This window comes from Azospirillum canadense, from assembly GCF_025961225.1.
Lineage (GTDB): Bacteria > Pseudomonadota > Alphaproteobacteria > Azospirillales > Azospirillaceae > Azospirillum > Azospirillum canadense.
In genome coordinates this window covers 610,274-634,007 of record NZ_JAOQNG010000010.1, presented here as the reverse complement: position 1 = coordinate 634,007, position 23,734 = coordinate 610,274, and the positions used below count along the sequence as shown (strand labels likewise).

Annotated in this window: 17 protein-coding genes and 1 tRNA gene; 7 read left to right on the top strand and 11 right to left on the bottom strand. The window is 70.9% G+C overall.

Annotated features, from left to right (window positions below):
* The first annotated feature begins 26 nt into the window (after nt 1-26).
* From M2351_RS38615 to M2351_RS38605, 3 genes are all read left to right on the top strand, one after another.
* Entirely contained in the window at nt 27-599 is a 573-nt protein-coding gene (locus M2351_RS38615) for a hypothetical protein (protein WP_264661270.1), read from the top strand.
* 61 nt (nt 600-660) lie between these two features.
* A tRNA-Ser gene (locus tag M2351_RS38610) sits at nt 661-750 on the top strand.
* 131 nt (nt 751-881) lie between these two features.
* The gene (locus tag M2351_RS38605) at nt 882-2,735 is read left to right on the top strand and encodes a site-specific integrase (RefSeq protein ID WP_264661269.1); all 1,854 of its coding nucleotides are present in this window, start codon (nt 882-884) and stop codon (nt 2,733-2,735) included.
* A gap of 92 nt (nt 2,736-2,827) precedes the next feature.
* On the opposite strand, the gene M2351_RS38600 is transcribed toward M2351_RS38605, so the two are convergent.
* Complete coding sequence (locus M2351_RS38600) at nt 2,828-3,361, bottom strand: hypothetical protein (RefSeq protein ID WP_264661268.1); 534 nt, start codon at nt 3,359-3,361, stop codon at nt 2,828-2,830.
* A 151-nt stretch (nt 3,362-3,512) separates the two neighbouring features.
* Here M2351_RS38600 and M2351_RS38595 point away from each other — a divergent pair, with 151 nt between their 5' ends.
* Both M2351_RS38595 and M2351_RS38590 read left to right on the top strand, forming a co-directional pair.
* On the top strand, nt 3,513-3,857 hold the full coding sequence (locus tag M2351_RS38595) for a hypothetical protein (RefSeq protein WP_264661267.1): 345 nt from the start codon (nt 3,513-3,515) through the stop codon (nt 3,855-3,857).
* Nucleotides 3,857-4,105, top strand: a complete 249-nt coding sequence (locus M2351_RS38590; protein ID WP_264661266.1) for an NINE protein — start codon at nt 3,857-3,859, stop codon at nt 4,103-4,105. The genes M2351_RS38595 and M2351_RS38590 overlap by 1 nt, the downstream gene beginning before the upstream one ends.
* A 395-nt stretch (nt 4,106-4,500) precedes the next feature.
* Here M2351_RS38590 and M2351_RS38585 read toward each other — a convergent pair whose 3' ends face one another.
* From M2351_RS38585 to hxsD, 5 genes are read right to left on the bottom strand one after another with little or no spacing between them, the layout of a single operon-like run.
* Entirely contained in the window at nt 4,501-5,238 is a 738-nt protein-coding gene (locus M2351_RS38585; protein ID WP_264661265.1) for a thermonuclease family protein, read from the bottom strand.
* Nucleotides 5,238-5,846 (bottom strand): His-Xaa-Ser repeat protein HxsA, encoded by a 609-nt coding sequence (gene hxsA / locus M2351_RS38580; RefSeq protein WP_264661264.1) that lies wholly within the window; start codon nt 5,844-5,846, stop codon nt 5,238-5,240. Before hxsA ends, M2351_RS38585 begins: the two co-directional genes overlap by 1 nt.
* On the bottom strand, nt 5,843-7,027 hold the full coding sequence (hxsC, locus tag M2351_RS38575) for a His-Xaa-Ser system radical SAM maturase HxsC (RefSeq protein WP_264661263.1): 1,185 nt from the start codon (nt 7,025-7,027) through the stop codon (nt 5,843-5,845). Before hxsC ends, hxsA begins: the two co-directional genes overlap by 4 nt.
* A complete protein-coding gene (gene hxsB, locus M2351_RS38570; protein ID WP_264661262.1) occupies nt 7,027-8,535 on the bottom strand; it encodes a His-Xaa-Ser system radical SAM maturase HxsB in 1,509 nt (502 codons plus the stop codon). Before hxsB ends, hxsC begins: the two co-directional genes overlap by 1 nt.
* A gap of 1 nt (nt 8,536) precedes the next feature.
* Nucleotides 8,537-8,908, bottom strand: coding sequence for a His-Xaa-Ser system protein HxsD (hxsD, locus tag M2351_RS38565; RefSeq protein WP_264661261.1), 372 nt, complete (start codon nt 8,906-8,908; stop codon nt 8,537-8,539).
* Nucleotides 8,909-9,319: 411 nt separating this feature from the next.
* Here hxsD and M2351_RS38560 point away from each other — a divergent pair, with 411 nt between their 5' ends.
* Together M2351_RS38560 and vapC are read left to right on the top strand one after the other, a co-directional pair.
* Nucleotides 9,320-9,526: a type II toxin-antitoxin system VapB family antitoxin gene (locus tag M2351_RS38560; protein ID WP_264661260.1), complete on the top strand. Its 207-nt coding sequence runs from the start codon at nt 9,320-9,322 to the stop codon at nt 9,524-9,526.
* Nucleotides 9,527-9,531: 5 nt separating this feature from the next.
* The gene (gene vapC / locus M2351_RS38555) at nt 9,532-9,912 is read left to right on the top strand and encodes a type II toxin-antitoxin system VapC family toxin (RefSeq protein WP_264661259.1); all 381 of its coding nucleotides are present in this window, start codon (nt 9,532-9,534) and stop codon (nt 9,910-9,912) included.
* 162 nt (nt 9,913-10,074) lie between these two features.
* Here vapC and M2351_RS38550 read toward each other — a convergent pair whose 3' ends face one another.
* Genes M2351_RS38550 through M2351_RS38530 form a run of 5 tightly spaced genes read right to left on the bottom strand, consistent with a single transcriptional unit; the run spans nt 10,075 to nt 23,731 of the window.
* Nucleotides 10,075-18,180, bottom strand: coding sequence for a hypothetical protein (locus tag M2351_RS38550; RefSeq protein ID WP_264661258.1), 8,106 nt, complete (start codon nt 18,178-18,180; stop codon nt 10,075-10,077).
* Nucleotides 18,177-19,490, bottom strand: coding sequence for a hypothetical protein (locus M2351_RS38545; RefSeq protein ID WP_264661257.1), 1,314 nt, complete (start codon nt 19,488-19,490; stop codon nt 18,177-18,179). The genes M2351_RS38550 and M2351_RS38545 overlap by 4 nt, the downstream gene beginning before the upstream one ends.
* Nucleotides 19,487-19,954, bottom strand: a complete 468-nt coding sequence (locus M2351_RS38540) for a hypothetical protein (protein WP_264661256.1) — start codon at nt 19,952-19,954, stop codon at nt 19,487-19,489. Before M2351_RS38540 ends, M2351_RS38545 begins: the two co-directional genes overlap by 4 nt.
* The gene (locus M2351_RS38535) at nt 19,951-22,056 is read right to left on the bottom strand and encodes a hypothetical protein (RefSeq protein WP_264661255.1); all 2,106 of its coding nucleotides are present in this window, start codon (nt 22,054-22,056) and stop codon (nt 19,951-19,953) included. The genes M2351_RS38540 and M2351_RS38535 overlap by 4 nt, the downstream gene beginning before the upstream one ends.
* Entirely contained in the window at nt 22,049-23,731 is a 1,683-nt protein-coding gene (locus M2351_RS38530) for a hypothetical protein (RefSeq protein ID WP_264661254.1), read from the bottom strand. Before M2351_RS38530 ends, M2351_RS38535 begins: the two co-directional genes overlap by 8 nt.
* Between the last annotated feature and the right edge of the window lie 3 nt (nt 23,732-23,734).

The following is a 23,734-nucleotide window of genomic DNA, read 5'->3' as shown; positions in this document are numbered from 1 at the left end:
CCGCGCGGGACGGGAGCGGCGTCGGGATGGTGTGGAGGCGCGACTACAGCCGCAAGGAAGTCGAGGAGCTTCTGGCCGCGATCGAGCGCCAGGCCACCGACGCGGTGGCCTTCGGCGAGCGCGCCCAGCGCGACATCTCCGAAGACCGCTTTTCGTCGTTTCTGACCTTCCGCAAGAAGGTCGAGGAGGTCCGCGCCCTGGCCGCCCTGACCGAGGAGCGGTTGATGGGCGGCGGGGGCACCAAACTGACGGATCTGCAGGTGGAGTTCGAGCGCATCGACCTCCTGCTCACGGGGCTCCTCGCGCGCTCCACGCGAAACTACTTCGCCAACCTGCGCGACGACCAGGCCCTGCCCATGGGCGCCCGCGAACTGTTCGAGCCCGAACTGAAGATCGTCGATGAGATGCGCGCCAAGCTGGAGCGCCCGCAGTATGCTGGCAAGGTCTCGACCACGGTGGTCGAGGATCTGGAAGCGACCGCCGCGATGATTCGCAAAGTGATCAACCGAGCCCCCAGCCTGCCCGACTTTTCCGACGCGCCGAGCCTGCCGAAACCCACCAAGCGCCTGTCCAACCTGGGCCGCCCAATCCGAACCTGACCCGAACCGCGCATCGCCTGTTGACCCGCGCCCCGCATTCCTATATCCGCGACACCGTACCGGATGGGTGGCCGAGCGGTTTAAGGCTCCAGTCTTGAAAACTGGCGTGGGGGCAACCCCACCGTGGGTTCGAATCCCACCCCATCCGCCACTTGCCGCGCGGACCGTTGCGTACCAACGTCTTTAGGTCGTCAGCGGCTTAGGCAGCCTCCAGTGGTACACGACCCTGTTCCACAGCGATGGCCCCGGACCGCCCCGTCGGGGTCTGCCGACGGAGCCGCCATGGCCGCGCACACCGGGCTGCAGCGCCGCACGGGCGGCGTCTACTACCTCCGCCTCCGCGTCCCCGCGGATCTCCGCGACCTCGTCGGACGAAAGGAGATCGTCAAGAGCCTGCGCACGCGTGATCTCCCGACCGCCAAGAGCCTTCTCCGCCAGGAGATGCGGGCCCTCGACGACGCCTACCAGGCGCTGCGCGGCGGCGGGCTCCCTGCTGAGCCACCGCCGGCCACCAGCCCATCGGCCGAGGCGACGGATGCGCCGCTGCTGCGGATCGACGCCCTGACCGGGGCGGACATCGGCCGGATCACGACGCTAACCTACCATGTGATCCTCGAGCTGGACGCGATGATCCGTCGCGATCCCGACCCCGAGGCACAACGGTTGCGCCGGAGCTACGACAAAGACCGACACGCGGCGGCGATCGCGCGCGCCGAGCAGGACCTGCGCGCGGGTCGACTCGCCAGCGCCGCCGACCTCGCGACCGTGCTTCTTCGGGAGCTGGGCTGTACCGTTGACGGTTCGACCGACGGATACGCCGAACTGGCGCGGAGGGTGCAAACGGTCGTGATCGAATGCGCCCGCATCGTGCAGAGCCGCGCGGTCGGCGATTGGAGCCGCGGCGTCGAAAACGAGGAGGTGCGCACCGCGCTTGCCAACTATCCCTTGATCCCCAAACCGGCGACGCCGGCGACGTCCATCCCGCTCGCCGCGCCGTCGGCCGAAGCGCCGCCACGCGTCACCGTCCCGTCGCCCTCTGCGGAGCACCTCCTCGCTGGGCTGCGCAAGGTCCTGACCCTCGATCAGCTCGTCAAGCTCTACATCGCCGCGCATCCGCAGTGGTCCGGCCCCACGGCAAAGACCTACCAGATGCCGTTGCGCGCCGTGCGCGAGGTCATTGGCGATCAGCGTCCGGTCGACCGCATCTCACGGGACGCATGCCGGGAAGTCCTGCGAATCCTCAGCGATCTGCCGTCCAACTACACCAAAAGGCCGGAAACCCGAGGGCTCAGCATGACGGATGCGGCGCGGGTCGCGCGCGACCACGGCCTGCCGCGTCTCGCCACCAAGACGGTCAACGCCTACATGAACAACCTGTCCGCCCTGTTCAACTGGGCGACGGATGAGCAATACATGGCCAGCAATCCGGCCCGGAAGCTGTCGGCGGGGAGCAGCGGGCGGAGCCGTCGCAAACCGTTCACGACCGATCACCTCATCACGATCTTCCGGGCGCCGCTCTACTGCGGATGCAAGGATGATCGCGACGGGTACGCGGAACCCGGTCCGTTTCGCGAACGACGGGGCCGCTTCTGGGTGCCGCTCCTTGCGCTCTGGGGCGGATTGCGGCTCAACGAGGCGTGTCAGCTCGACACCACCGACGTCGTTGAGGTCGATGGCATCCTCGGCCTGCACATCCACGCCGAGGGGCCGCTCAACGACAAGCATCTGAAGACCGCCGCCGCGCACCGCTTCGTGCCGGTTCATCCGGAACTCGACCGCCTTGGCTTTCGGGACTTCGTGCGCACGACGAGAGCCGCGGGGGCGATCAAGCTGTTTCCCGATCTGCCCAGAGGGCGCGGCGGCTACTACAGCGAGCCCTTCTCCAAATGGTTTGGACGCTTTCTGGACAAGTGCGGCCTCGACGATCCGTCCCTCACCCACCATTCCTTTCGGCACTCGTTCCGCGACGCCCTGCGCGAGGCTGAGGTGCTCCGGGAGGTCGTGAAGGCGCTCGGCGGCTGGGAACGGGAAGGAACCGACGAGTTGTACGGCTCTGGGTACTCAGTCCGGGTGCTCTTCGCCGCGATGGCCAAGATCCGGTACGGCGCCTTGGACCTCAGCCACCTCTATGTTTGAACGGGCGTCCGAAGGGGCCTGCGCTCGTGGGAAGAGCGCGTCGCTTTCCCCGCCTACAAAGCTCGGGAGACCGGCCAACCTCTTCGAGGCCTTCATCGAACGCCTCCTGTCAGATCACGGAGAAACCAGCCTTCATGGAATCTTTGCAGATCGGACATCTGGGCGTTCGTGACGCCCAGCCATCCGCCGGTCCAGGTTCCGAATGCTTGAGAGCCATTCAGGTGGCGAACATTCTCCGGAAGGGTGCGCAGCGTGTAAATTGGGTTCTGATCGCCGAACTCCCGGCCGAGCGTGCGGAAATATCCACCGTCCAGCACGTATCGTGCCTGTCCGCGCCAAGCGAGATACACCGTGTCGTAGGAGCGGTCCTTGAGCGCACTGGCGGCCTGCAGCAATGTGCGGGTCACGTCGAGGGGACTGTTGTTGTCGGACACATTGCGCAGATCAAAGACAATCTGCGACGGCACCAGACCGTAGCGGTGGTAGGTCCACACCTCGACGCCCCGGTTACGCGCATCGCCGGCAAGCCTCGACTGCACCGGCGCGTTGAGGGTCAGGGCATTGTAGCCAAATATTGCTCCACCCGCCAATGCCACGCCGATCACCAGCTTCCAAGCCGCCCTCATCCACACCTCCCAATTCGCTGTCTGGCAATGCTGACCGCGCAATCGGGGCCACGCAAGGCGCCGAAAACCAAACCGCGTATGCTTAGATTTTTATTGCACATCTGCGGTTGCTTTCCCGAGACTGGACGGACGCGATTCAGGAGGGCAGAGCGTGTACGCGAGGTCGCTTCTTCTCGCCGCGGCCATGGCGGTGTGGACATCCAACGTACAGGCTGAGTGCGTCGGCGATTATCCGTACCGGGTATGCACGGACACCTACACCGCGCCGAACGGCGACACGCACATCCGCTCCTACGACACGTCCGGCAACACCTACACACTGGATACACAGACCCGCGCGCTGCCCGGCGGCGGCACGGAGATTCGATCGCATGACAACCAAGGCAACAGCTATTCGCTCAAGTCCTGGTGCGACTCCAGCGGTTGCACGTCACGCGACAGCATGGGGAATTCCTGCACCATAACCAAATCTGGCGCCATCATAGGATGCAAATAATGGCAACTCTTGTTTATACAGCCAAAAGCTTCGGCACATACCTTCTGCTTTGGCTTTTTCTCGGCGGCTTTGGAGCGCACAAATTTTATCTCGGCAAGGTCGCCCAAGGACTCCGTTACCTGGCGATTACCGCAGTGAGCATCGTATTCGCGCCACTCTTTCTGGTCCTCGGCATCTGCTGGATCGTCGACATAGTCACCGGCCGCGCTCAGGTTGAAAAGGCCAACCAAGAGCTCGCCGCCCTCTGACCATCTTCCGCGACACGTCGCAAGCTGGAGGCTCTGGCCTGGAAAGCGTCGAAAAACTCCCAATTCGCTGCTCAGAGGGCGGACGGGCGCTCAGTTTCCGTACCAAGGGAACGCCGGCCCCACGCCCTACAGCGGCCGATTGAACGCGGCAGCCATCCTGACCGTGCCGAAGGGCGGGCCTTCGCCCGCTCGTCGCTACAAGCGCCGGCGTGCCTTCGGCTTTGCTCCGCACGGCGTCCGGCGCCCTTGGTCCCGCCGCCGCGAGTCACCCCGCCTCGGTCTCCAACTCCCGATGACGCCATCGGCGCATCGCAACCGTCGTGCTCGCGTCGTGACCACGGCTCGCAAAGGGGAACGGTTCCTAGGCCATCGGAAGGGGAACGGTTCCTAGGCCATCAACGGCTTGCCCGGCGCCAGCCAGCGTTCTGGGCTTCCACCTCGGAGCAAAACCACCGTTCCCCTTTCCTGGTGTCAATCTGTGTGCGGTCGTAGAAGGCGGCACCGGGCACATGATAGATGCGAGCGCCTGAAGCGCTGATGTTGCCCTTGATCAGGCACTCTCCGCCAATCGGCACAGCGGGTTGAGGCGCTGGCGGCTGTTCCTGTAGCGCCGACGCGGCAGGGGGCGCTCCCCCGCGCTTGTCACGCCGGTAATCCCACGGCATTTGGAAAGTCCCAGCCCAAATGCCCGCCTGCTCAGCACGTGCCTCCGCCTCCGGCGCCACGTAATCCTGAGAGTACTGGCCGTAGGCAACCGCATGGCCGTTGCGCACCAGCCAAGCGTTCAGGTCGGTGTCCCCAATGCGGCACACGCCGACAATACGGCCATAGCGGTCCTGATCCCGCGGCTGGCAGCGCACGGTCTGGCGCCCGATGAGGTCGGCCAACGCGAGGGCGGCCTGCTGTCCGCACCGGTAGGGCTTCCCATGCTTGTCGCAGGTCTGGCTGCTTTCCGGTGCGTCGACGCCGTGAAGACGGATGCGCTGCCCGCGGACCTCCAGCGTGTCACCGTCGATGACCGTCGCCGCGCCGATGATCTCCTGCGCCGCCAGCGCCGATGGTGGCGCAAACGCGATCAACACGGTGGTGACCGCGGCGGCTCGGCGGCGGAGGCCGTCCGTTAGGGCCATCATCAAGCGACCCCCAGCCGCGCCAACGTCGTGTTGTCCATGACTCCCGTTTCCGAAAGTCCCTGGGCGCGCTGGAAAGCGCGCAGCGCGGCTTTGGTCCCCGGTCCCATTTTGCCGTCGATCTTGCCCTTGTAGTACCCGAGCCTCGTCAGTTCGACCTGCACCCGCATCGTCATGATCGTGGCGTCCTGTTGGCTCGCCCGCGGCTCGGTGGGCGTCCGCGTGGTGGACGCGGACGAACTTGGCGCGGTCGACGCCGGTGCGGACGGACGAACGGAAGAGGGCGCCGGAGACGGCGTCGAGGGGGACGCGTAGGATGGGGACGGGGCGCTGTAGTAGCTGCTGGTTCCGGAGTAATGCGATCGGTGGCTGCTGTGGCTGCGGTGGCTCGAATGGCTGCGGTGTCGGACGTAGATTTCCGGCCCGGAGACGTGGTTCGGCATGGAGAAGGTCAGCGGCTGGAACCGGATGGCCGAGGCGCCAACCTCCGGTGGGGCGGCGACGCCCGAAGCCGCCTGCGCCGGAGACCACACGCTCGACAGCGTCACGGCGGCCGATCCGCCCCATCCCAACACCCGCGTCAGGTAGTCGGTCCAGTTTCTTTTTGTCATTGGGCGGCCTCCTCGATCCTGATTGCCTGAATGCCCCGGCTGCGCCAGGCGGCCCCGTAGGACGCGAAAAACCCGCAGCATCGGGCCCGGACGGCGCACTCCCCGCATGCCGGGTCGTAGACGTTTTTCCAATCGGAGATGCTCTGCCGCGCCAAGGGCCAGGCCTGACGCGGCAGCACGCAAAGGGGCACGTTGTAGATCGACGTCGCGATGCCCCGCCCCTGGAGGGACGACGCGGCGCGCGCCAGCGCGGGACCGTAGTCGAGCGGATCGACCCAAAGACGGTCGCGGTTCACCTTGGCGAAGCCCATCGGTTCGAGGCCCATGAAGGCGACGTGGGAGACGAAGGGCATGTTCCGGTACACAAACTCCGCAAAGCGCTCCATCCGCGGCAGGGTTTGGGCGTGGACGACGAAACGGACCTCGATCGCGTGCCCACGCTCCGCCAAGTTGTGGATGCCGTTCACCGTTTCATTGAACGCCCCGTCGACCTGAACGACGAAATCGTGGCGAAACGGAACGTCCGCGTACAAGGGAACGGCCCACACCACCCGCCCCACGCCGTCACGCACGGCGTCGGCCACGCGTGGCGTGGCAAAGGCCCGCCCATTCGTCAGGATGTGCAGCGTCGTGATCGGCAGCGCGGTCCGACAGCGCCGGATCAATTCCGGCAGCCCGGGGCCGAGAAGCGTCGGCTCGCCACCGGTGACGCCCAACTGGTCGAGGTCGGCGTCGAGCAACGACACCAACTCGAAGAGTTCGCCGACCCGCCAGGAGTCGTCCTCGTCCCGGGGCGGCTGGCTGCACATAAGGCAGCGGCTGTTGCACCGCTCCGTGACGAACAGGGAGTTGGCGTTGGCGCCGCGCCGGAACAGGACGCTGACCTGCCCAGCGTCGGGCCTGACCCGGATGACGTCGCCGGGGCGGACCACGTCGGGGTTGCCGAGGGAATGAACCGCCGGAAGACCATCCACCCGGTCCTCGGCGCCGCGGCACAGCACAGCGGCAAAACCCAGTTCGCGGAGCGCGGTTCCGTCGAGGTCCGGGCCGTCGGGCGGACGATGCACCGCCACCCGATCGAACGGGTAACGGCCCCGAAGCGCTTCGGAAAGGTCGAGAACCTTGAGCAGCGGGCGCGCGAGGCCTCCGGTGACCGTCGCCCGCGTGTGCAGAGGCAGCATCACGCGGCCTCCCGGGCGTGCGCGGCGTCCGAGGCGCCCCGGGTGACCCAGGACAGGAACGTGCGCAGGACGTGCGGATCCGCCTCGGCGAGCCGGCGGAACAGCAGATGGAACAGACCGGTGTGCTTGCGGCAATGGTCGTTCGTCGGGCGATGGCCGACCGGCTCGCCCTCGCGCGCCAGATTGAACACGGGGTCGGCGCCGCAGTACGGCAGGAAGGCGCAGTCCGAACAGCCCGGCAACACCTCGGCGATCCCCGTCGCGAGTAGAAGATCCATCGCCGGCGAGCGCATCAGGTCGGCCCAGCGGTCGTGCACGGTGCCGAGCCGAAACGTCGGATCGCCGGCTTCGGCCAGCATGCGGCTCTCGTCAGATGCGTACACGGCGCCGTCGTAGTTGTAGACGACCGCACCAAGACCCGCGCCCGTCGGCGACCGCAAATCCGCGTAGCCCGTCGGGAACGGCGTCAGCACGTGAGTCAGCAGAATGCCGGCGTAGGCCTCGTCGATCCCGACGCCTTGCCGGTTGAGGTCCAGAATGTGCCCGAGCGCGCGCTCATAGAAGCGCAGGAACTCCTCCGCGGAATAGCCGATGCGCCGCGCCGCGCGGGCCGCGAATCCGAACGGGCTGAGCGGCCGGAGGAACACCGAACGGAAACCCAAACGCACATACTCGTCGACGATGGCTTCGGGGTGATCAAGGCTCCGCCGCGTCAGCGTCGTCAGCGCGGTCACCTTGTCATGGCCGAGCACGGCGCGGGCGCGCTCGATCGCCGCGACCGTGCGCCGGTGCGAGTCCCTGGTCGGCATCGGCCGGTTGGCGTCGTGCAACCACGCCGGACCATCCAGAGACGTCGAGAGCTGGAAGCCGTGTTGGCGGAAGAAGGCCAGCATCTCGTCCGTCGCCAGGTGCAGCGTGGAGGTCATCGAGAACGTGATGTTCCGTCCCTCGGTCCGGTTCCGCGCGACGATGGCCTCGGTCACGTGGCGCAGCCGGTCGAAGCCGACCAGCGGCTCCCCCCCTTGGAACTCGACCGTCAGCGTCGGCGACGGGCTCTCGAACAGCCGGTCGATCGCCGCGAGCGCCGTCCGCTCCGACATGTCAAAGCCGCTCTCGCTGATCGGTCGGCGCGACACTTGGCAATACGTGCAGGAGTGATCGCAGCGCAGGGTCGTGACGAAGACGTGAAGCCCGGGTCCGTCCCGCAGGAAGGACTTGCGTGTCCGATACTTGGCGGCGAGCAAGCGGATCGCTGTGGTCGGGTCGCCTTCGACCAGGAAGTGCTTGGCGTGCAGGTCCGCGTAGGTGTCCGACGTTGGATCCAGAGCGCCGCCGACGAAGGCGCGAAACTCGGTCCCGCCGAGAAAATGCCATTCCCCAACCTCGGAGGTGACGAGAACGCGCCCGGGGACACCCGGAATGCGCGCGAACCGGAACGGCAGCAGGGTGTAGGAGGACGCGGCCGGGCGGTACGCGCTCTCCGGCCGAAACTCGACGCGCTCGCCCATCCTACGCTCCGCCCCTCGACGGGGTCGGCGGCGCCCCGGTCGCTTCGGCAAGCGCGGCCGAGACGATGGTCGCTCTGATGTCCCGGGTGCGCTCCTCGATGCTGTGCCGGAGCGCGAAGTCGAGCAACGCGTTCGCGAACTCGCCTTTCAGAACGTCAAGGTCGGCGCGCGGGTCCTTGCGCCGCATGCCGACTGCCACACCGCCATCGGTGCCCTTGGCGATCCACAACCAGCAGCGGTCGGTGAAGGCGTAGCAGGCGCGGAGAACCGCGTCCTGCGGGTAAACGCTCGTGTCGACGGCGATGGAGCACTCGGGCTGGATGGGCGCCTCGGCGTCCGCCAAGGCTCGATCATCAAGGACGGTGACCGTCATGACCGCCTCGTCCGGCCTGGCGCGGAACCGCACGCCCCTGCGTCGCAAAGCTCCCCGTGCCCCGCATGCTTGCGAACCATTCTGCACCCGCGATCCGTCGAGCTCGACGCCGACGGTTTGATTTCAAGGTTGTAACGAAGCGCCCGACCAAGCTCATCCGGAAGGGTGGCCCACATTGCCACACCGACGTGGGGAGTTGAAGGCTTTGTTCGTAGCCGAAGGTGGCGATCGGAACGCCGGGAATCGGCAGCCGCGCGCCGTCTGGGGCGGGCGTCGCGGCTCGGAGCGCGCGCCGCCGAACCGGGGCGGGGCGCGGACGACGCCCTGCCGCCCAGCCCCTACACAAAGGTGTTGCTTCCCTCCAACGTCCTCTGTGTGTGATTTGGCGCGTTCATACACACGGAGGGTGATGTGCGCACAAACATCGACATCGACGATACCCTGATCGCCGAAGCGATGGCGGCAACCGGGCTGGGCACGAAAAAGGCCGTTGTCGAGGAGGCGCTTCGCCGCCTGGTTCGCCTAAAGCAGGAGGAGCGCACGCTGGCGCTGTATGGCACCGTCGATTGGGACGGCGATCTGGCCGAGAGCCGCCAAGGCCGTGGGGATGCGGCGTGATCGTTGTGGACACCACCGTCTGGGTGGATTTCTTTCGGCGTGCCGACACGCCGCAGGTCCGGAAATTGAAGGCGCTCGTCGGGCGTGGCCTGATCCTGGTGGGCGACATCGTTCTGCTGGAGGTTCTGCAAGGTGTGCGCGACGACGCGGAAGCGAGGCGCGTCGAGCAGGCTCTGCGGACGCACGCGGTGCAAGCGATGCTGTCGCCGACCGCCGCGCCCAAGGTCGCCGCCAACGACCGCGCTCTGCGTGCGAAAGGCATCACGGTCTGGAAGATCATCGACATGTTGATCGGGACCTTCTGCATCGACGGCGGACACGTGCTGCTGCACAACGACAAGGATTTCGAGCCGATGCGCCAGAATCTTGGTCTGCGCGTGCTTTAGCCGGAGATTTCTTCGGCAGCGGCGGGTTGGCAAAACCGAGGTGCGAGAAGGCTCTGGGCGCCATGCTGCACCCTCAGCGCAACACCTTTGTGTAGGGGCTGGGCCCTGCCCCATGCCCTTTCGCGACGCCGGCGGTCGGCCGATGCCGCGGCGCGCCACCCCCTATCGGCTCGCCGCGGCCGTGGCGCGCAATGCGCTCGGCAGATCGATCTGCCACACGTCCCCGGTACCGACCACGAACATCCTGCGGTCGCCCCGCACGACGGCGCGCGCGTCGCCGACATTGGGCAGAGGCGTGGGCGCCGTTTTGCCGAATCCCGAGGACATGCGCACGACTCGGCCCTCCATCTCGATCAGGAGGCCGGCCTCGGCGTTGCCGGCCGAGGTCCGCAGCTCGGCGTACTCGCGCCACCCGGAGGTGTCCACCGGTTCCGTCGACCGCAGCGCGCCGTCGACCGTCTTCGGGTCGAACAACGTCCATCCCGCCTCCCCGCCCCGCTGCCAGCCCAGCCGCAGCGTGCCGTCTGGTCCGGTATCCAGGGCCAGCGGCTTGCTCCCCTCGGGCAGCAGCCGCGGAAGCGGCAATGAACGTGGGCTTTCGTCGTCGAGATCGACGAGGCCGCTCCGGCCAAGGTAGGACACCCGTCCGCTCGGCGCCGCGTGCAGCACCGACGGCGCCGCGCCGCGCGGCAACTCCGGGAAGGCCGGCAGATAGAGGCTCCTCCGCCTCGCCTCGGCGTCGAACACGACCACACCCGCGGCGGTAGGAACGAGCAGCTCCACGCCGCCGTCGGCCGCGCGCCGGGAAACCGGCAGCCCGATCGCCACCTCGTCGGTGAAGCGGCCCGCCGTCAGCGTCCGGTCGCCGCTGCGCTGGCGTCGGTCGACCGTGTGCATGCGCACCCCGGCCACCCCCTGCTCGTACCGCCACAGCCCGTCGGTTCCGGCGTCGTCGCGACAACTCGCCACCTGGTCTTTGGCCTGCAGTTCGGAATCCAGCTGCGTGGCCCGTCCGCGGGCGAACTCCACGCACAGCCGGCGTGCCCCGTCGTCGTCGCGGGCCACGGACAGCCGGCGCACCGCCCGGATGTCGACGCGGTCGTTCGGCGGCCGCGCCATGCCGCGGGCATCGAGACCGCCGACGGCCCGGAACCATCCGGCGCCCTCGGTCAGCACCTCGAGCGTGCCCGGCGTGAACGCCCGCAATTGGGCCACCGAGTCGAAATCGAACCGGCCGCCCACCAACTTCACCGGCTCGCCGCGGAAGGTCCCGGCGAGTTGTCCCGGCCGGCCCGACGCGCGCCCGACGAGACGCCAGCCCCACACACCGTCGCTGCCGGTCGGCAGCAGCTCGCGTTCGACGAAGGGATCGCCGGCCGCGGGCCTGAACACGCCGCGATCGACGCTCGGATCGAGGCGGCCGACGTGCACGCTCCGCGAATCCGCGTTGCAGCGCAACGACGTCATGCCGTCGTCACCGGTTTCCCAATCGGTGACGCGGCAGCCCGGCGCCGGTTCGCGCACGATCACCAGGCCGTCGGGATCGACCTGCAAGCTGCCGTCGGGAGCCCGCTGCAGCGTCGCCACCCCCGCCGCCGTCGCCGCCCAGACGCGGCCGTTCGCCACGGTCAGGCGGTCGATCGCGTCGAGGCCGAGCCGGCCCTCCGTCCACCCCAGGTCCTCCCAGGCGCCGTCGTTGCGGCGCTGTTGGAACTGCAGGCCGCGGCGGTCCTGAACAAGGCGCAGACGCTCACGATCCAAGGGCAGTCCCTGGTCGGCGCGCAACGCGACGGCGGTCCTCGGCGCGTCGCCCACCGGCCGCCACGCCGCGCCGTCGTAGTGCAGCACAGCCCGCTCGCCGATCCAGTACAGACCGGCCGAGACCTCCAGCCCCAACTCGCGGACCGGGCGCTCCAGGCAAAACAGGCGCGCGTCGCGCGCCGCCGGCATCACGGTTTGGCGCATGCTGCGGGTCAGCTCAACGCCCAGCCCGTCGAACACGGTCACCGGACCGCCGTCCCACAGCACGGCGCTGCGCCCCTCGCAGGCGGCCACGTCGGCGACGCGGTCGTGCGGAAAGCGGCCGCCGCGCAGGGTCACGGCCACACCCAGCCCGGCGCCGGCGCCATCCCGATACTCGCCGGACAGCACGCCCGCGGCGTCACGCCGCCACTCCCACCAGGGTGTGGCGGCGCGGCGGACGGCATCGGCGAGATCAAGGCTGCGGCATTCGGCGTAGCCGTGGCCGTCGTAGACGACGCAGCGCCCCGGCGCGCGCACCGCCACCACCCCCGGCTGCCCAACCGGCTCGCCCATGCGCAGCACGGGCGCCGGCGGCGCGGTGCGATTGGCCCGCAGATCGACGAGCCTCGCGATGGAATCGAAGCCGGTGTCACCCGTCGCGGCATGCTCCTCGAGACCGGCCTCGGTGCCGACGAACAGGCGCCCGCCGGACACCTGCACCCCGGTCACGCGGTCGAAGGGAAAGCCGTTCTCCATCGTGATCGGAACCCACGCGTCGCCACCGCCGGACGAATCGTCGAGGCGGAGTTCCGCACCCGCGCGTCCCCCGCGCAACGACAAGCGCAGGCGCGGATGAGCCACCAACTCACGGTTGACAAACGCGTTCGCGCTGTCCGGCACGGGCTCGTAGCGGTCGCCCGCGGCGTTCCAGCGGTACGCCCCGCCGCGGCCACGGGCGAACACGTCCTGGCGCCCCGGCGCGGGACGCAGGGGTTGCATCACGTCCACATCGATGTCGAGCGGCCGGCGCCGGGCGCCGCCCTGGATGATGGCGTCGACCGTGCCAATCGCCAGCCCCGCCGCGTCGGCGACGATCAGCCGTCCGCCGTCCACCGCGGCCGCGTGCAGCTGGTCGTCCAGAAAGGCCACCGAAGACGCCCCCTCCGCCAGGGCGACCTGGTCCACCACCAGCCCCTGGGGCGTCGAGCGCCACCGCCAGCGTTGCGACGTCGGAACGTCGCGCGCCCCCGCGTCGTCGGCCGTGCTCGGGCGCCATCGGCCGCCACTGCGGCGGTGCCACGCGCCGCCATCGTCGAGGAACACATCGCCATCGCGGCCGGCGACCGTACCGGAGACGGGAAGCCGTCCCGACCAGCCGGGGTCGGCGTCGGCGAGGCGATCGCTGCCCAGGATGCCGAGCTCCGTCTGCACCTCGACGGCGCCGGCCGCCGCGACCACCGCCCGACGGCGATCCCACCCGAACCCCGCGCCGCCCGCCTCGTGGTCCTGCCCCGCCACCCGCATCGCGACGGCGACCTTGGGCCGGCGCAGCCGCTCGGTCCACGTCGCCTCCCCGACGCGGACGGTGTGGCGGTCGTCGTCGGACGCCACGGGCCCGCCCGCGTAGGGCACGCCTCCCGCGTCAAAGAGGAACCGGCCGTGTGCGGCGGCAACCGGCACCGGCAGGGTCTGGGGATGGAAGGTGATCCCCGCGTCGTCGAGCGCCAACGCCGCGGACGAAAAGCTCCACACGCCGGCTCGGTTGGCGACACGCACCAGGCCGCCGGCATCGGCAACGGCAAGGCCGGGTGTTCCGAAGATGAATTGGCCGTCGCGCACCAGCTGGTCTGGCGCCACCGCAACCGGTCCGCTCGTGCCGGCGACCAGGAAGCTCTTGGCGTTCCGGTCCCAGCGGAGCCACCGCGCGTCGAGCGCCGGCACGCTCTCCGGCTGCGGCCGTACGGGCACGCGGAGCGCTACGCTGCCGCTCGCGGTCCGAACGCGCATGCGCGACGCGTCCGTCACGAATCCGAGCGCGGGATCAATGGCGATCTCCCCGTCCGGACGCGGCGCGACGAGCCGCCGCAACTCCGGCCAGACGTCGGTTGCCGTGCCTGCCGACGGCACGGCCCCTTTGCTCCGGAAAGGTGCGTCGAGTTGATCGTCGCGCACCCGGCTCTCCAACGTCCCGCCGTCGGCGAACCGCACGCGGAGCCGCGCCGGCAGGTCGTCGTCGACCGCCACCACCGCTCCCGCATCGGCGGGAAGCGGGAGCGTGAGACCCGCGACCAGGCAGGGCTCAGCCGCGGGCGGAGCGACCTCGGCCGTCGGCCCGCGGCCGCCAGCGTCAGGCTTCGGAGCGCCCGCGCCCGCCTTGGACGCGGCGGAATTGCGCGCTTGCGTCCGCGCGGCGGGCTGTTCCGGTGCCGGGGCTGAAAGAGGAGGCGCGATCTGAGCCGCCGGGCAGGCGCTCAGAACCAAACGGATCAGCGTTCGCCCATCCTGAACCCACCACGTCTCCGACCGGTCGGTCGGGAATACGGCGCTCACCGCGCCGACGTCAATGGCCGGCGCCAGCGGCACACCGGCGCTCACCGCCCCCGACGGCAGGGCGCGCGGGCGGCGGTCGCTGCCAAGCAAGGCGGGAACGCCGCCGGGCGGCACCGAGACAACCTCCGCCCGCACCCCCTTCGGCAGCGCAAAGGCGGCCTCGACGGTCGTCAACTCACCACGATTGGAGACGCGGGCCGGGCCCTGCCCCATCAACCACAGCCGATCGTGACGGTCCGTCACCAGCGCATCCACGGCGGCGGCCCGCGCGCGGACGGCGCCGTCGGAGCCGAGCGCCAGTGCATCGCCGGCGCGATCGCGCAGCCACAGCAGCGCGTCCTCGCGCCGTATCTCGGCCAGCGGACCAAGCCCCTTCACCTCCGGCGGCGTTGGACGCTCGCGCCGCTCGGCGCGATCGTAGAGCCGCCGGCCGGCGACCGTGTCGAACAGCACGAGATCACCGTTGCGGTACGCAGCGGTCACCGTGTCGGGAGCGAGCGCCATGGACGGCGGCGACACCTCGCGGCACGCGCCGTCCACCTCACACGCGTCAACGGCGCCGTTCCGGCGCAGCCGCACGACCCGGCCGTCCTCCGCAAGCAGAGTCGGTTCTCCGGGCGCGGGCTCCACGCGGACGAAGGCGGCGCTGGCCGGAACGGCGTCTCCATCGAGCGGCAGTGCCGCCTTGGCCACCCACCACGCGGTGCCATTCCCCTCCTCGACGACCAAGCGGTTGCCGCGGCGGACCAGCGCACGGGAGCGGTCCACCGCCGGAAACACGATGTCGGGGGCAAAGCGCCGCCGGATGGGATCGAAGCGTTTCAACCGGTCCTCGAGCAGGAACGACCAAAGTCCGTTTTCGGAAGTGGCGTCCAGGATGGCCGCTCCCGATTGGGCGAACGCCGGCAAGCCCGGGGATCGCACCTCGTCCAAGCGGACCGTGGCGGCCCCCGTGGCCCACGGCCCGACGTAAACCTTACCGTCGGCCGTCCGCACGGTGACGGCGTACCGATCACCGTCAGGCTCCAGTGTCAGGTCGACGATGTCGCGCGCCGGCTTGTCGGCGGCGCGCAGCGCAACCCGCGACCACGCGTGGTCCCGCGTGTCGTACACGGCGAGGCCGTCGGGCAGAGCGAAGGCAAGCCGCTCATGCACTTGGAAGACGCGCAGGAAGGACACCGTTTGCGGCGCCGGCGCCGGCGTGGCCAGCAGCATGCGGGCCGTCCCATCCTGCCACGCGTGCACGGATCCGTCGGTGGCGAGCCACGCGGCGGTCCCGGCGGCCTCGTCGACGCTGACGCTGCGCGCCTCCGTCCAATTCTCGGGCAGGCTGACCGGCGCCGTCGCACAGCTGTCCGGGCGCGTGATGGAGGCGACGGGAATAGACTGGACGCGCGCCGGATTTCCGCCGGCGACGAGCACCACATGCGCGCCGGCGCGGTGGATGCGCTCGGGCGTCACCCGCATCGGCGCGACGGGGTACCAGCTGCGCGCCGTTTCGCTGTACAGGCGGAGCCCGTCGTCGGTCAGCACGAGCAGCCAGCCGTCGCCGAGCGCCCGGGCGTCCAGGAGCCGACGGGCGCGCCCGCCCGCCGCCGCCGTCCGGAACAGACAGCGGTCCTGGGCGGCGTCCGCCGGGGCCGCGCGGCTGTGGGTGCGGATGTGGCGCGAGCCGCCCTCCTCCCGCACCGTCCAGATGCGGGCCGGGTCCACCGAGACCGACAGGACGCGCCCGGCGCCGGCGCCCAGAACGGTACCGCCGAGCACCGCTCTCCCATCCGACAACACCAACGGCTGACCGTCGAGCAGGTCGACGAGGCTGACGGCGCCGCCGCCCGGTGTGCGCCAGCGCTGGGTCACGCTCCGTGCGGCGAGGTCGTAGCGTTCCACGACGCCGCGTCCGGCAAGGTAGAGCAGGTCGTTCACCCGCCACGCGTCGCTCAGTCCGGCCGTGTCCAGCGTCGGCCGGTCCTTGCCGATCAGGACGTGCCCGTCCGGCCGCGCAAGCCGCGCGGCGCCCGTGTGCAGCAGCAACCGCCCGCCATCCCCAGCAAGCCCACGGATGTCGCCCCCGTCGAGGTCGGTCGCGGCCCACTCCGACCACTGGCGCATCGCGTGGTCGTAGCTTCGAACGCCGGAACCGGTCGCGACCACCGTCCGGTTGCCGTCGGACAGCACGTCGCGCAGCTGAGCGCGGTCGAGCGCCGGATCCGCGGCGCCGGTCATCGGCTGCCGCGTGTCGATCTGCAGACGCTGCAGGCTTCCACCCCCGTCGATCACCGCCACCGCGTTTCCCGGCCAGGCGCGCGCGCGGCGGATCGGCCCCGCCACGGCGGGCGTTGTGCCGGCGGCGGCGGTCCCGGTCGCGGCGAGCGTCGACAGATCGAGGGCCTCGCCGGCCACGGCGCCGCCCTGCGGCACCAGCCCGTAAAGGAGGGTGCCCGCCACGACCGTCGGCGTCCGTCCGTCGGTCAGCCAAGACGGCAGGGCCGCCGGGTCGATGTCGGCGTAGGTGCGGCGGCGCACGTCGTGCAGGAGCGCCTTGCGCGGGCCGGTGAGCAGCACCTGGTCGCCAACGCCGAAGGCCCTGGTGAACCCTTTCGGGTCGGCCGCGGTTCCGCCGCGCACGAACGCCGCCGTCGGATCACCGGCGTCGGGCAGCGCGTAGACGTCGCCGTCCGCCGTGAGCGCGGCCAGATCCGGGCCGAGGGTCACGATCTGCGCGACCTGCTTTCCGGGCAGCTCCCAACGCCGCTGCACGGCCGCCTGGACGACGCGCGCGGCACCGCCGCTGTAGCCGTAGACGACGCGGTCACGCACGCGCGTCACGCTCAGGACGGGCCGGTCGTCGAGCCGGGTCCAGCGCCGCAGCGCCGGGTCGTAGGCGTACACCCCGGTGCGTCCGGCGACGACGAGCGTCCGCCCTTGCAAATCGGCGAAGAACAACGCGGCCGAATCCAGTTCGGCGTACCGGTTGCGCTCGTCCATCAGGAGGCTGACGCTCCCGCCCGGCCGGTCCAGCGCCGACACGCGCAGGCAGCCGTCGCCGCCTTCGGCGCAGGCGCGCTTTTCCAGCACGAGCAGGCGCCCGGAGTCGTCCACCAGCAGATCGGCGATGGCACCATCGATCGCCGCCAGGCGCCGGGCGCTTGGGGTGTTGCCGCGCGGGTCGAGGAAGGCGAGGCCACCCGGCCCGCCGACCGCGAACTCGCCGCGCCACGAGACCGCCCGCTCGAGGCTGCCGTCCGGCAGAACGTCCTGCGCCTTGTCCAGTGGCGTCCAGCGCCGTTCGCTCACGCTGTACAGCCCGCCGCCCTGCGCCTTGGTCCCGAGGAACAGCCACTCGCCGTCGGCCGACAACGCCGCGGTGGTCAGCGCGTCCCCGTCCACCGGCTTCCCGTCGCGACCGACGAAGGCGCTGTCACCGAGGACGGCGCGCCAGCGCCCGTCCAGGCGGCGCACCAGCGCTCCCCGTTCGCCCAGGCCCCACAGCGGCGCCGCATCGGCGCAGCCCTGACGCGCCGCCGGATCACCGCCGCACCCGCCTCTCAGCTGGACGAGGTCGCTGGCGAGACCGGTCGCCTCGGCGGCGGGCCACTCGCGCGACCAAAGGCCGGTGGCGGGATGGTAGCGATGCACGGCGCCGCCGGCCTGGCTGATGGTGAGGACGCCGTCGTCGGCGTGCCACGCGCCGGCGAGCAGCGGCCGCCCCGGCAGATCACCGCGCAGGTTGTCGAGGATCCGCTCGTCCGGAACCGGCTCGACAACGGCCGGGTCGAGCCAGCCTAGCCGGCGCGCCGCCTCCGTTCCACTGTACGCAGCGGCACCGAGGCCCGCCACCAAGGCGAGCAGGAAGCCGAGCATGACGGCATCGAGCCGGCCGCGCAGGGGCAGTCGGCGGGCGCGGGCGTCCGCCTCCTGCTGCCGGGAGCGGCGCCACGCGCGGAACCGCGGCAGGAAGGGGTGATCGGTCATGGCGTCGTCTCCGCTGCGCCGGCCGTCCAGGCGAGGCGGCGCATGGGGTCGTTCAGGTGCTCGCGGCCGCCCGGGGTCATCAGCGTCGGGTGCTCATCGGCGGGGGACGGTGCCCCCACCAGCAGCGCCGCCAGCCGCCAGTGCGGTTGATCGGGCGCCTCGGCGAGCCAAGCGTTCGCAAAGGCCTCCGCTTCCGCCGGCAGGCCGGCGCCCCGCGCGAAGTCCACGCCGGAGACGCTGTCGAGATAGGCCAAGGCCACGTCCGGCTCGTCCGCCTCCCGCGCCGTCGCCAAGGCGATCAGCGCGGCCAGCCGGCCGCACGCCGGGGGCGGAGGGGGAATTGCGGTCGCGTCGCCGCCGTGGCCGCGCAGGCGGCGTTCCACCACAGCGCGCAGAGCGTTCAGGCGGCCGGATCGTTCGGCGACCGCGGCGGCCAACGGACGAAGCGCGACCGGGGCGCTTCGTTGACCGGACGTCCAGCGCGCGCGGATCAACCGTGCCACGGTCCGCGCCTCGTTGGCAAGCGCGGGTGCCGAGAACGCACCGTCCGCGGGTTGGGCCTCGTCCCGCGCGAGGCACTCGTCCAACAGCCCGGACAAACGGTCGACCGCCGCGCGGGCATCGCGGGCCGAACTGGTGGTCGCGGCCCGCTCCACGCGCATCACCGTCTCCAGAAGATCGGCCGCGACGGCCATGCGCGACGAAGGACCATCGTCACAGCGTAAGCGCAACGCGGTGGACAGCGCGGTCGCCGTGGCCAGCCGGGCGACGAGCGCCAGGTGGGGCGGCTCGCCGGGAACCCCATCGAACGCCTCCAGCAGGTCAACGCGCTCGCGCTCGACGATCAACTCCAGATGGCGCGCGCGCATTGGGGTCGACGCGGTCAGCGCGTGCCACCGATCGAGCAGCCCCGCGCCCCACGGACGCGTCAACGCCAGCCGGGTCAGCGCCGCGTGGGCGCCCCGCAGCAGCGGCCGGCCGCTCAGGAACCCCAGCGCTCCCGTGACGAGGAGCGTCGCGAGCACCGTCCACGGCACCAGCGAATAGGGCAGTCCCCACGTCCACAGATGCCCCTTCAACGGCAGATACACGGCGTCGTGCAGCCAATAGGCCGCGTAGCCCGGTCCATCGGGATCGAACCACCGCGCGCGCGTGCCATAGGCCAACAGCCCGGCACCGCCCGCCACGGCGGCGCACACGCCCCAACGGCGGGCCAATCGGCTGGGAAGGTCGGCATCCCGCTCGGGGCGCAGTGGACGGAGGTACCGCGAGAAGGCGCGGGGTGCGCCGGCCGAGGGCGTTGCCATCATAGAAGGCCCTCGAACAGCTGCCGCACGGCGCCCGCAACTAACGCGAGGACGAGCAGCGCCGCCTCGGCGAGTTCCCGTCTGTAGACATACCCGGCGACCGACGCCCCGACGAGCCCGGACACGACGAGAACCGCCACGATGTTGATCCACAGCCACATGCCGACGATGGCCATGCGCATCGTCACCGCGGACCGGCCCCACAGGACGCGAGGCGCAACGCGCCGCGCCGTCACGCGTTCCGCTTCGAGCTCCAGGCGAAGCCCGATCAGGCGCCGGTGCAGCGTGCGGAATCTCGCGGTCCACCGCTGGAGGTCGGCGACGAGCGCGTCGCTCATGCGAACGCCCCCGGCCTGGCGCCGGCGGGCATGGTCGCCGCCGTCCGCCAGGGCCCGCTCGGCCCGTTGCAGCGCGTCGTCGTGACGGGCCAAAGCGAGATGGAACTCACGCGCGTGCGGATCGTTCATCGGTAACTCCGGCGGGCGACGAGCATGGCGTGGAGCCGCTCGTAGGCCCCCTTCAACCGCTGGATGCGCTCGCCGACCGACGCCTCCAGGCTCGCAAGGGTGGCGTCGGAGGCCTCGAGCACGTCCACCACGTCGCCCTGCAGCCGCTCGCGCCGCTCGGCGAAGCTCGTGCGCTCCAGCTCCAAGCCGGACACGGCGGTCTCCACCGCGCGGGTGCGCTTGGTCAGCTCCGCGACCGCCGCCTCGATCACGTCGAGGTCCGCGTACAAGCGGTCGAGCGTCTCGACCGCCGACGCGGCGCGCGAGGCCGCGGTGCCCGCCTCCTCGGTCAACAGGTCCAACAGCTCCTCGAGTTGCCCGCCCATATGCCGCTCGACTCGGCGATCGGCCGCGTCGAAGGCGGCGAGGGCCACCTCTTCGTCCGCCGCCACCCGATCCGCCAAGGCCGCGCGCCCCGCCTTGTCGGCGAGTTCGACGACCAGGCCCTCGATGTCGAGGCGGTGGCGGAGCTCCAGGTTCCGGTTCAACCAACCGATGCGCTGGCGCAGCGGCACGAAGGCCGCCGCATCCAGCACCTCGACGACCACCCGGCCCGCGCCGCGGTCGTCGTGGCGGAACAGATAAAACGGCCGCTCGGGGATGGTCTGGGCGCCGCGCTGCCCATGGAACCAGACGGCCAGGGTGTCGCGCAGATAGGCGTCGATGTCGGCCTGATCCCAGCTGTGCAGCGGCGGGAACAGGGTGGCGCGCTCCGGCACGAACACCACGCTCTGCGGTCGCGCCTCGGTGTAGAACCGCGCGAAGAACGGATCGACGCGGAAGACCATCGGCTCGGCGTCGAGCATGTCCCGCCACAGCCCTTCCGGCAGCGGCGAGGCGGGCGCGGTCTCGTCGGGCGAGACCAACAGGTAATGGACGCCACCGTCCGCGCCCGTCGCCTGGAAGCCGTAACGGAGTCGACCGTCGTCGACGTCCATGAGCGGGAAGCGCCGCAAAGCGTCGGCCAAGGCCGGCAGCGCGCGGTCGTCGAAGCGCATGAGAATGGGCTGCGGGCGCGCGAGACCGGACAGGTAGGCGGCCAGTTCCGTGTAGTAGGCGATCTTCTCCTGGACGCGCAGCAGGTCGGTGTCGGCCCCCGGCGCCGGAAAGCCGTCCCGCAGTTCCAACTCATAGCCGACCAGCGGCTCCGCCGCGCGCACGCGTGCGGCGAGCGCCTCGACCATGGCGTCGGAGCCGGCGAGATCATGGACGCGGACGATGTCGGCGCGCCCGGCGGCGTTTGGCCACACCCCCGTTTTGTCGCGGTAGCGCAGGCGGTTCAGCGGGTACACGTCGATGCGCCGCGCGTCCCCGGCGCCGGCGACGGTCAGCGCCAGCACCGGGCCGCGCTCGCTGGGCCGGGCCACATCGGCGATCACCGCGCAAGCCCGAAAGAAAGGATCCAACGCCTGGGCGTCGGGCGGGTTGCCCGACGGCAGAAAGACGCTGCGTCCGCCGAAGGCGAAGCCTTCGAGAACGGCGGCGGCGTCGAGGAAGCCGCTGGTCCGCAGCCCTTGGAAGGACGAGACGCGCGCGTCGTCGTCGCGCACATGGAACAGGTGGATCCCGCCGCCATCGGCCGCCTGCGCCGCGGTGACGCGCACGGCGGTGGCGTGCACGTTCAACTGGTCGAAGATGGACCACGCGGCCTCCTCGTCGGCCGAGGCCAGGAGCACGACCGCTTCGCCGGGCACCGGCTGCGCCGTCTCTCCCCGGCGGCTCCATCCGCTTTCCAAAAGCAACCGCGGAACCGCCTCGAAGGCCTCTTGCAGATCGCCGCCATCAAGGTCGAGGTGCGCCTCCTCGTCGTCCGGTTCGCGGTCGAGCGCCGCGGCCACCGCCCACCGCAGGTGGTTGAAGACCTCCTCGCGCTGTTTCCGGTGGGCGGACGAGCCGGTCTGCACGAACGGGTCCGGAATGAGGAGGCGGGCGTACCCGTCGCCCTCCAGCCGGACGCGCAGGCGCGCGGCCCGCGCCGCCTCGGCGTGTGGGGCGAGCACCGCCAGCGCCTGCAGAGCCTCGGTGGCGGTCAGGACGGGCATGAGGAAGCAGCGTTCAGCCACCAAGAATCGCCTCGTGTAGGTGAGTGAGCCAAAGACCGATCAGGCCGCCGGCCAGCCGGTGGGGGTCCGGAGCGTCGGCGCCGCCCTCCGGCGCCTCCGCCGGCGGGGCGAGCGCGTCCATCACCCGGAGGAGCGGTCCGTCGTCGAACGCCACGCACCAGCGCGCCAGGTCGTCGGCGCGTTCGGGAATCCACAGGACGCTGGCGGTCTGCCGCCGCCCCTTGTCCAGGCCGAGCGCCCGCGCGGCGGCGAACACCGCCGAACGCGCCGCGCCATCCTCCAGCCCCTCCGTCGGGTGCGGCAGGACGACCATGACGTGGACGAAGCCGTAATCGTTCAAATCCGGCCGGCGGCCGTCTCCGTCGCCGGCCGGCGGGGCGCCACCCAGGGCGTGCGCCAGCGCCCCGTGCGTCCAGCGGGCGCACGCCGCCGCGACATCGTCGGCGTGCTCGCCTTGCGGAGGATCGAGGTTGTCGGGATAGGTCCGGCGCCGGTCCAGCAGGCCGGGCAGCCAATCCAGGGCCCACACGAAGCGGACGCGGTCGGCAGGGCTCAGGGTCCAGCCGTCGCCGCCGGGCAGCGGCCGCCCTTCCGGCAGTCCGGCGAAGCCGTGCGCCACCCCACCCAACCGGTCGCCATCGAGCCAGGCGAAGTCGCTGCGCGGCAGCCCCGACGACTGCAGGACCGGGGCCAACCGGGCCATGGTGTCGATCCAACTCACCTTGGCGAGGCGCCGCGCCGCATCGCGCGCGCCCAACGGCAGCGCCCCGACGAGCAGAACATCCCGCCGGTTCTGCCGGCGCGGCGGCCGATGGCGCACCAGAAAGCCGGTGTTGACCAGACGGTCGAGCAGGATGAGGCGTTCGTTCGCGAACTCGCTCACCAGCATGTCGTCGACGTCGTCGATGCTGCGCGTCGCCCGGATCCCGGCGACCCCGCCTTCCCGTGGCCGCGCCCCGCTCGCCTGCAGCGCGGCGCGGTGCGGCCGCACGCTGCGCGCGTGCCGGCGGACCGCCGGCCCGAGCACCGGGTCGAGTTCCTGGAGCAACATCACCGTCTCCGCGTCCGCTTCGGGCAGGCCGCCGGCCGCCGGGCCACCGCGCCGCGACAGCGCGGCCACGTCCGTCCCTTCGTGGCGCCAGAAGAGCCGCGGCGGCTCCGCCGCCAAGCCGGCGCACAGGCGGCCGAGCTCGGCGTCCAGGTCAGCCTCGTAGGCGTCCAGCAGCCGCGCCCCGTCCGCCGGCGCGGCGTGCCCCTCGGCACCAAACAGGTAGCAGCGGCCGAGTTGCCGTTGCGCCGCGGCCGCCAGCGGCAGCGCGACGCGGTCGAGCAGCGCGTAGGGAACCGCCGACGGGACGATGGTCGCCGGCGACCGCCCGGCCCGCCCGTCGCCGCCGTCCGCCACCGGCAGCACCCCGTCGGCGAGGCGCTCGAACGCCAGGACCCAGTCGGCCACGCCTTGCCGGCGTGCGCTGAGCACCGGCCGCCGCCCCCGCCCGTCGCCCAGCAACGCAAGCGCGAGCCGGCCAGCCGGCCGCGGCGCGAGGCCGACGTGGCGGTCATGGAGATAGCGGACGATGGCGCGCATGAGCGCGGCCGCCCTCGGCGGCAGCTCCGCCGCGGCCGCGTCCATCGCCGGCCGCCACACCTCGGGCGCGAAGACGGTGACCTGCACGCG

Bases quoted from the DNA above. Each gene is read 5' to 3' on its own strand.
- hxsC (WP_264661263.1), bottom strand. From the start codon at position 7,027: ATGCTGCCTCTGCACACGCGGGCGACGGTCACCGGAGGCCTCGCGCGC.
- hxsA (WP_264661264.1), bottom strand. From the start codon at position 5,846: ATGACAAAAAGAAACTGGACCGACTACCTGACGCGGGTGTTGGGATGG.
- M2351_RS38540 (WP_264661256.1), bottom strand. From the start codon at position 19,954: ATGAACGATCCGCACGCGCGTGAGTTCCATCTCGCTTTGGCCCGTCAC.
- M2351_RS38590 (WP_264661266.1), top strand. From the start codon at position 3,857: ATGGCAACTCTTGTTTATACAGCCAAAAGCTTCGGCACATACCTTCTG.
- M2351_RS38605 (WP_264661269.1), top strand. From the start codon at position 882: ATGGCCGCGCACACCGGGCTGCAGCGCCGCACGGGCGGCGTCTACTAC.
- M2351_RS38615 (WP_264661270.1), top strand. From the start codon at position 27: ATGGTGTGGAGGCGCGACTACAGCCGCAAGGAAGTCGAGGAGCTTCTG.
- M2351_RS38550 (WP_264661258.1), bottom strand. From the start codon at position 18,180: ATGACCGATCACCCCTTCCTGCCGCGGTTCCGCGCGTGGCGCCGCTCC.
- hxsD (WP_264661261.1), bottom strand. From the start codon at position 8,908: ATGACGGTCACCGTCCTTGATGATCGAGCCTTGGCGGACGCCGAGGCG.
- hxsB (WP_264661262.1), bottom strand. From the start codon at position 8,535: ATGGGCGAGCGCGTCGAGTTTCGGCCGGAGAGCGCGTACCGCCCGGCC.
- M2351_RS38585 (WP_264661265.1), bottom strand. From the start codon at position 5,238: ATGATGGCCCTAACGGACGGCCTCCGCCGCCGAGCCGCCGCGGTCACC.
- M2351_RS38600 (WP_264661268.1), bottom strand. From the start codon at position 3,361: ATGAGGGCGGCTTGGAAGCTGGTGATCGGCGTGGCATTGGCGGGTGGA.
- M2351_RS38545 (WP_264661257.1), bottom strand. From the start codon at position 19,490: ATGATGGCAACGCCCTCGGCCGGCGCACCCCGCGCCTTCTCGCGGTAC.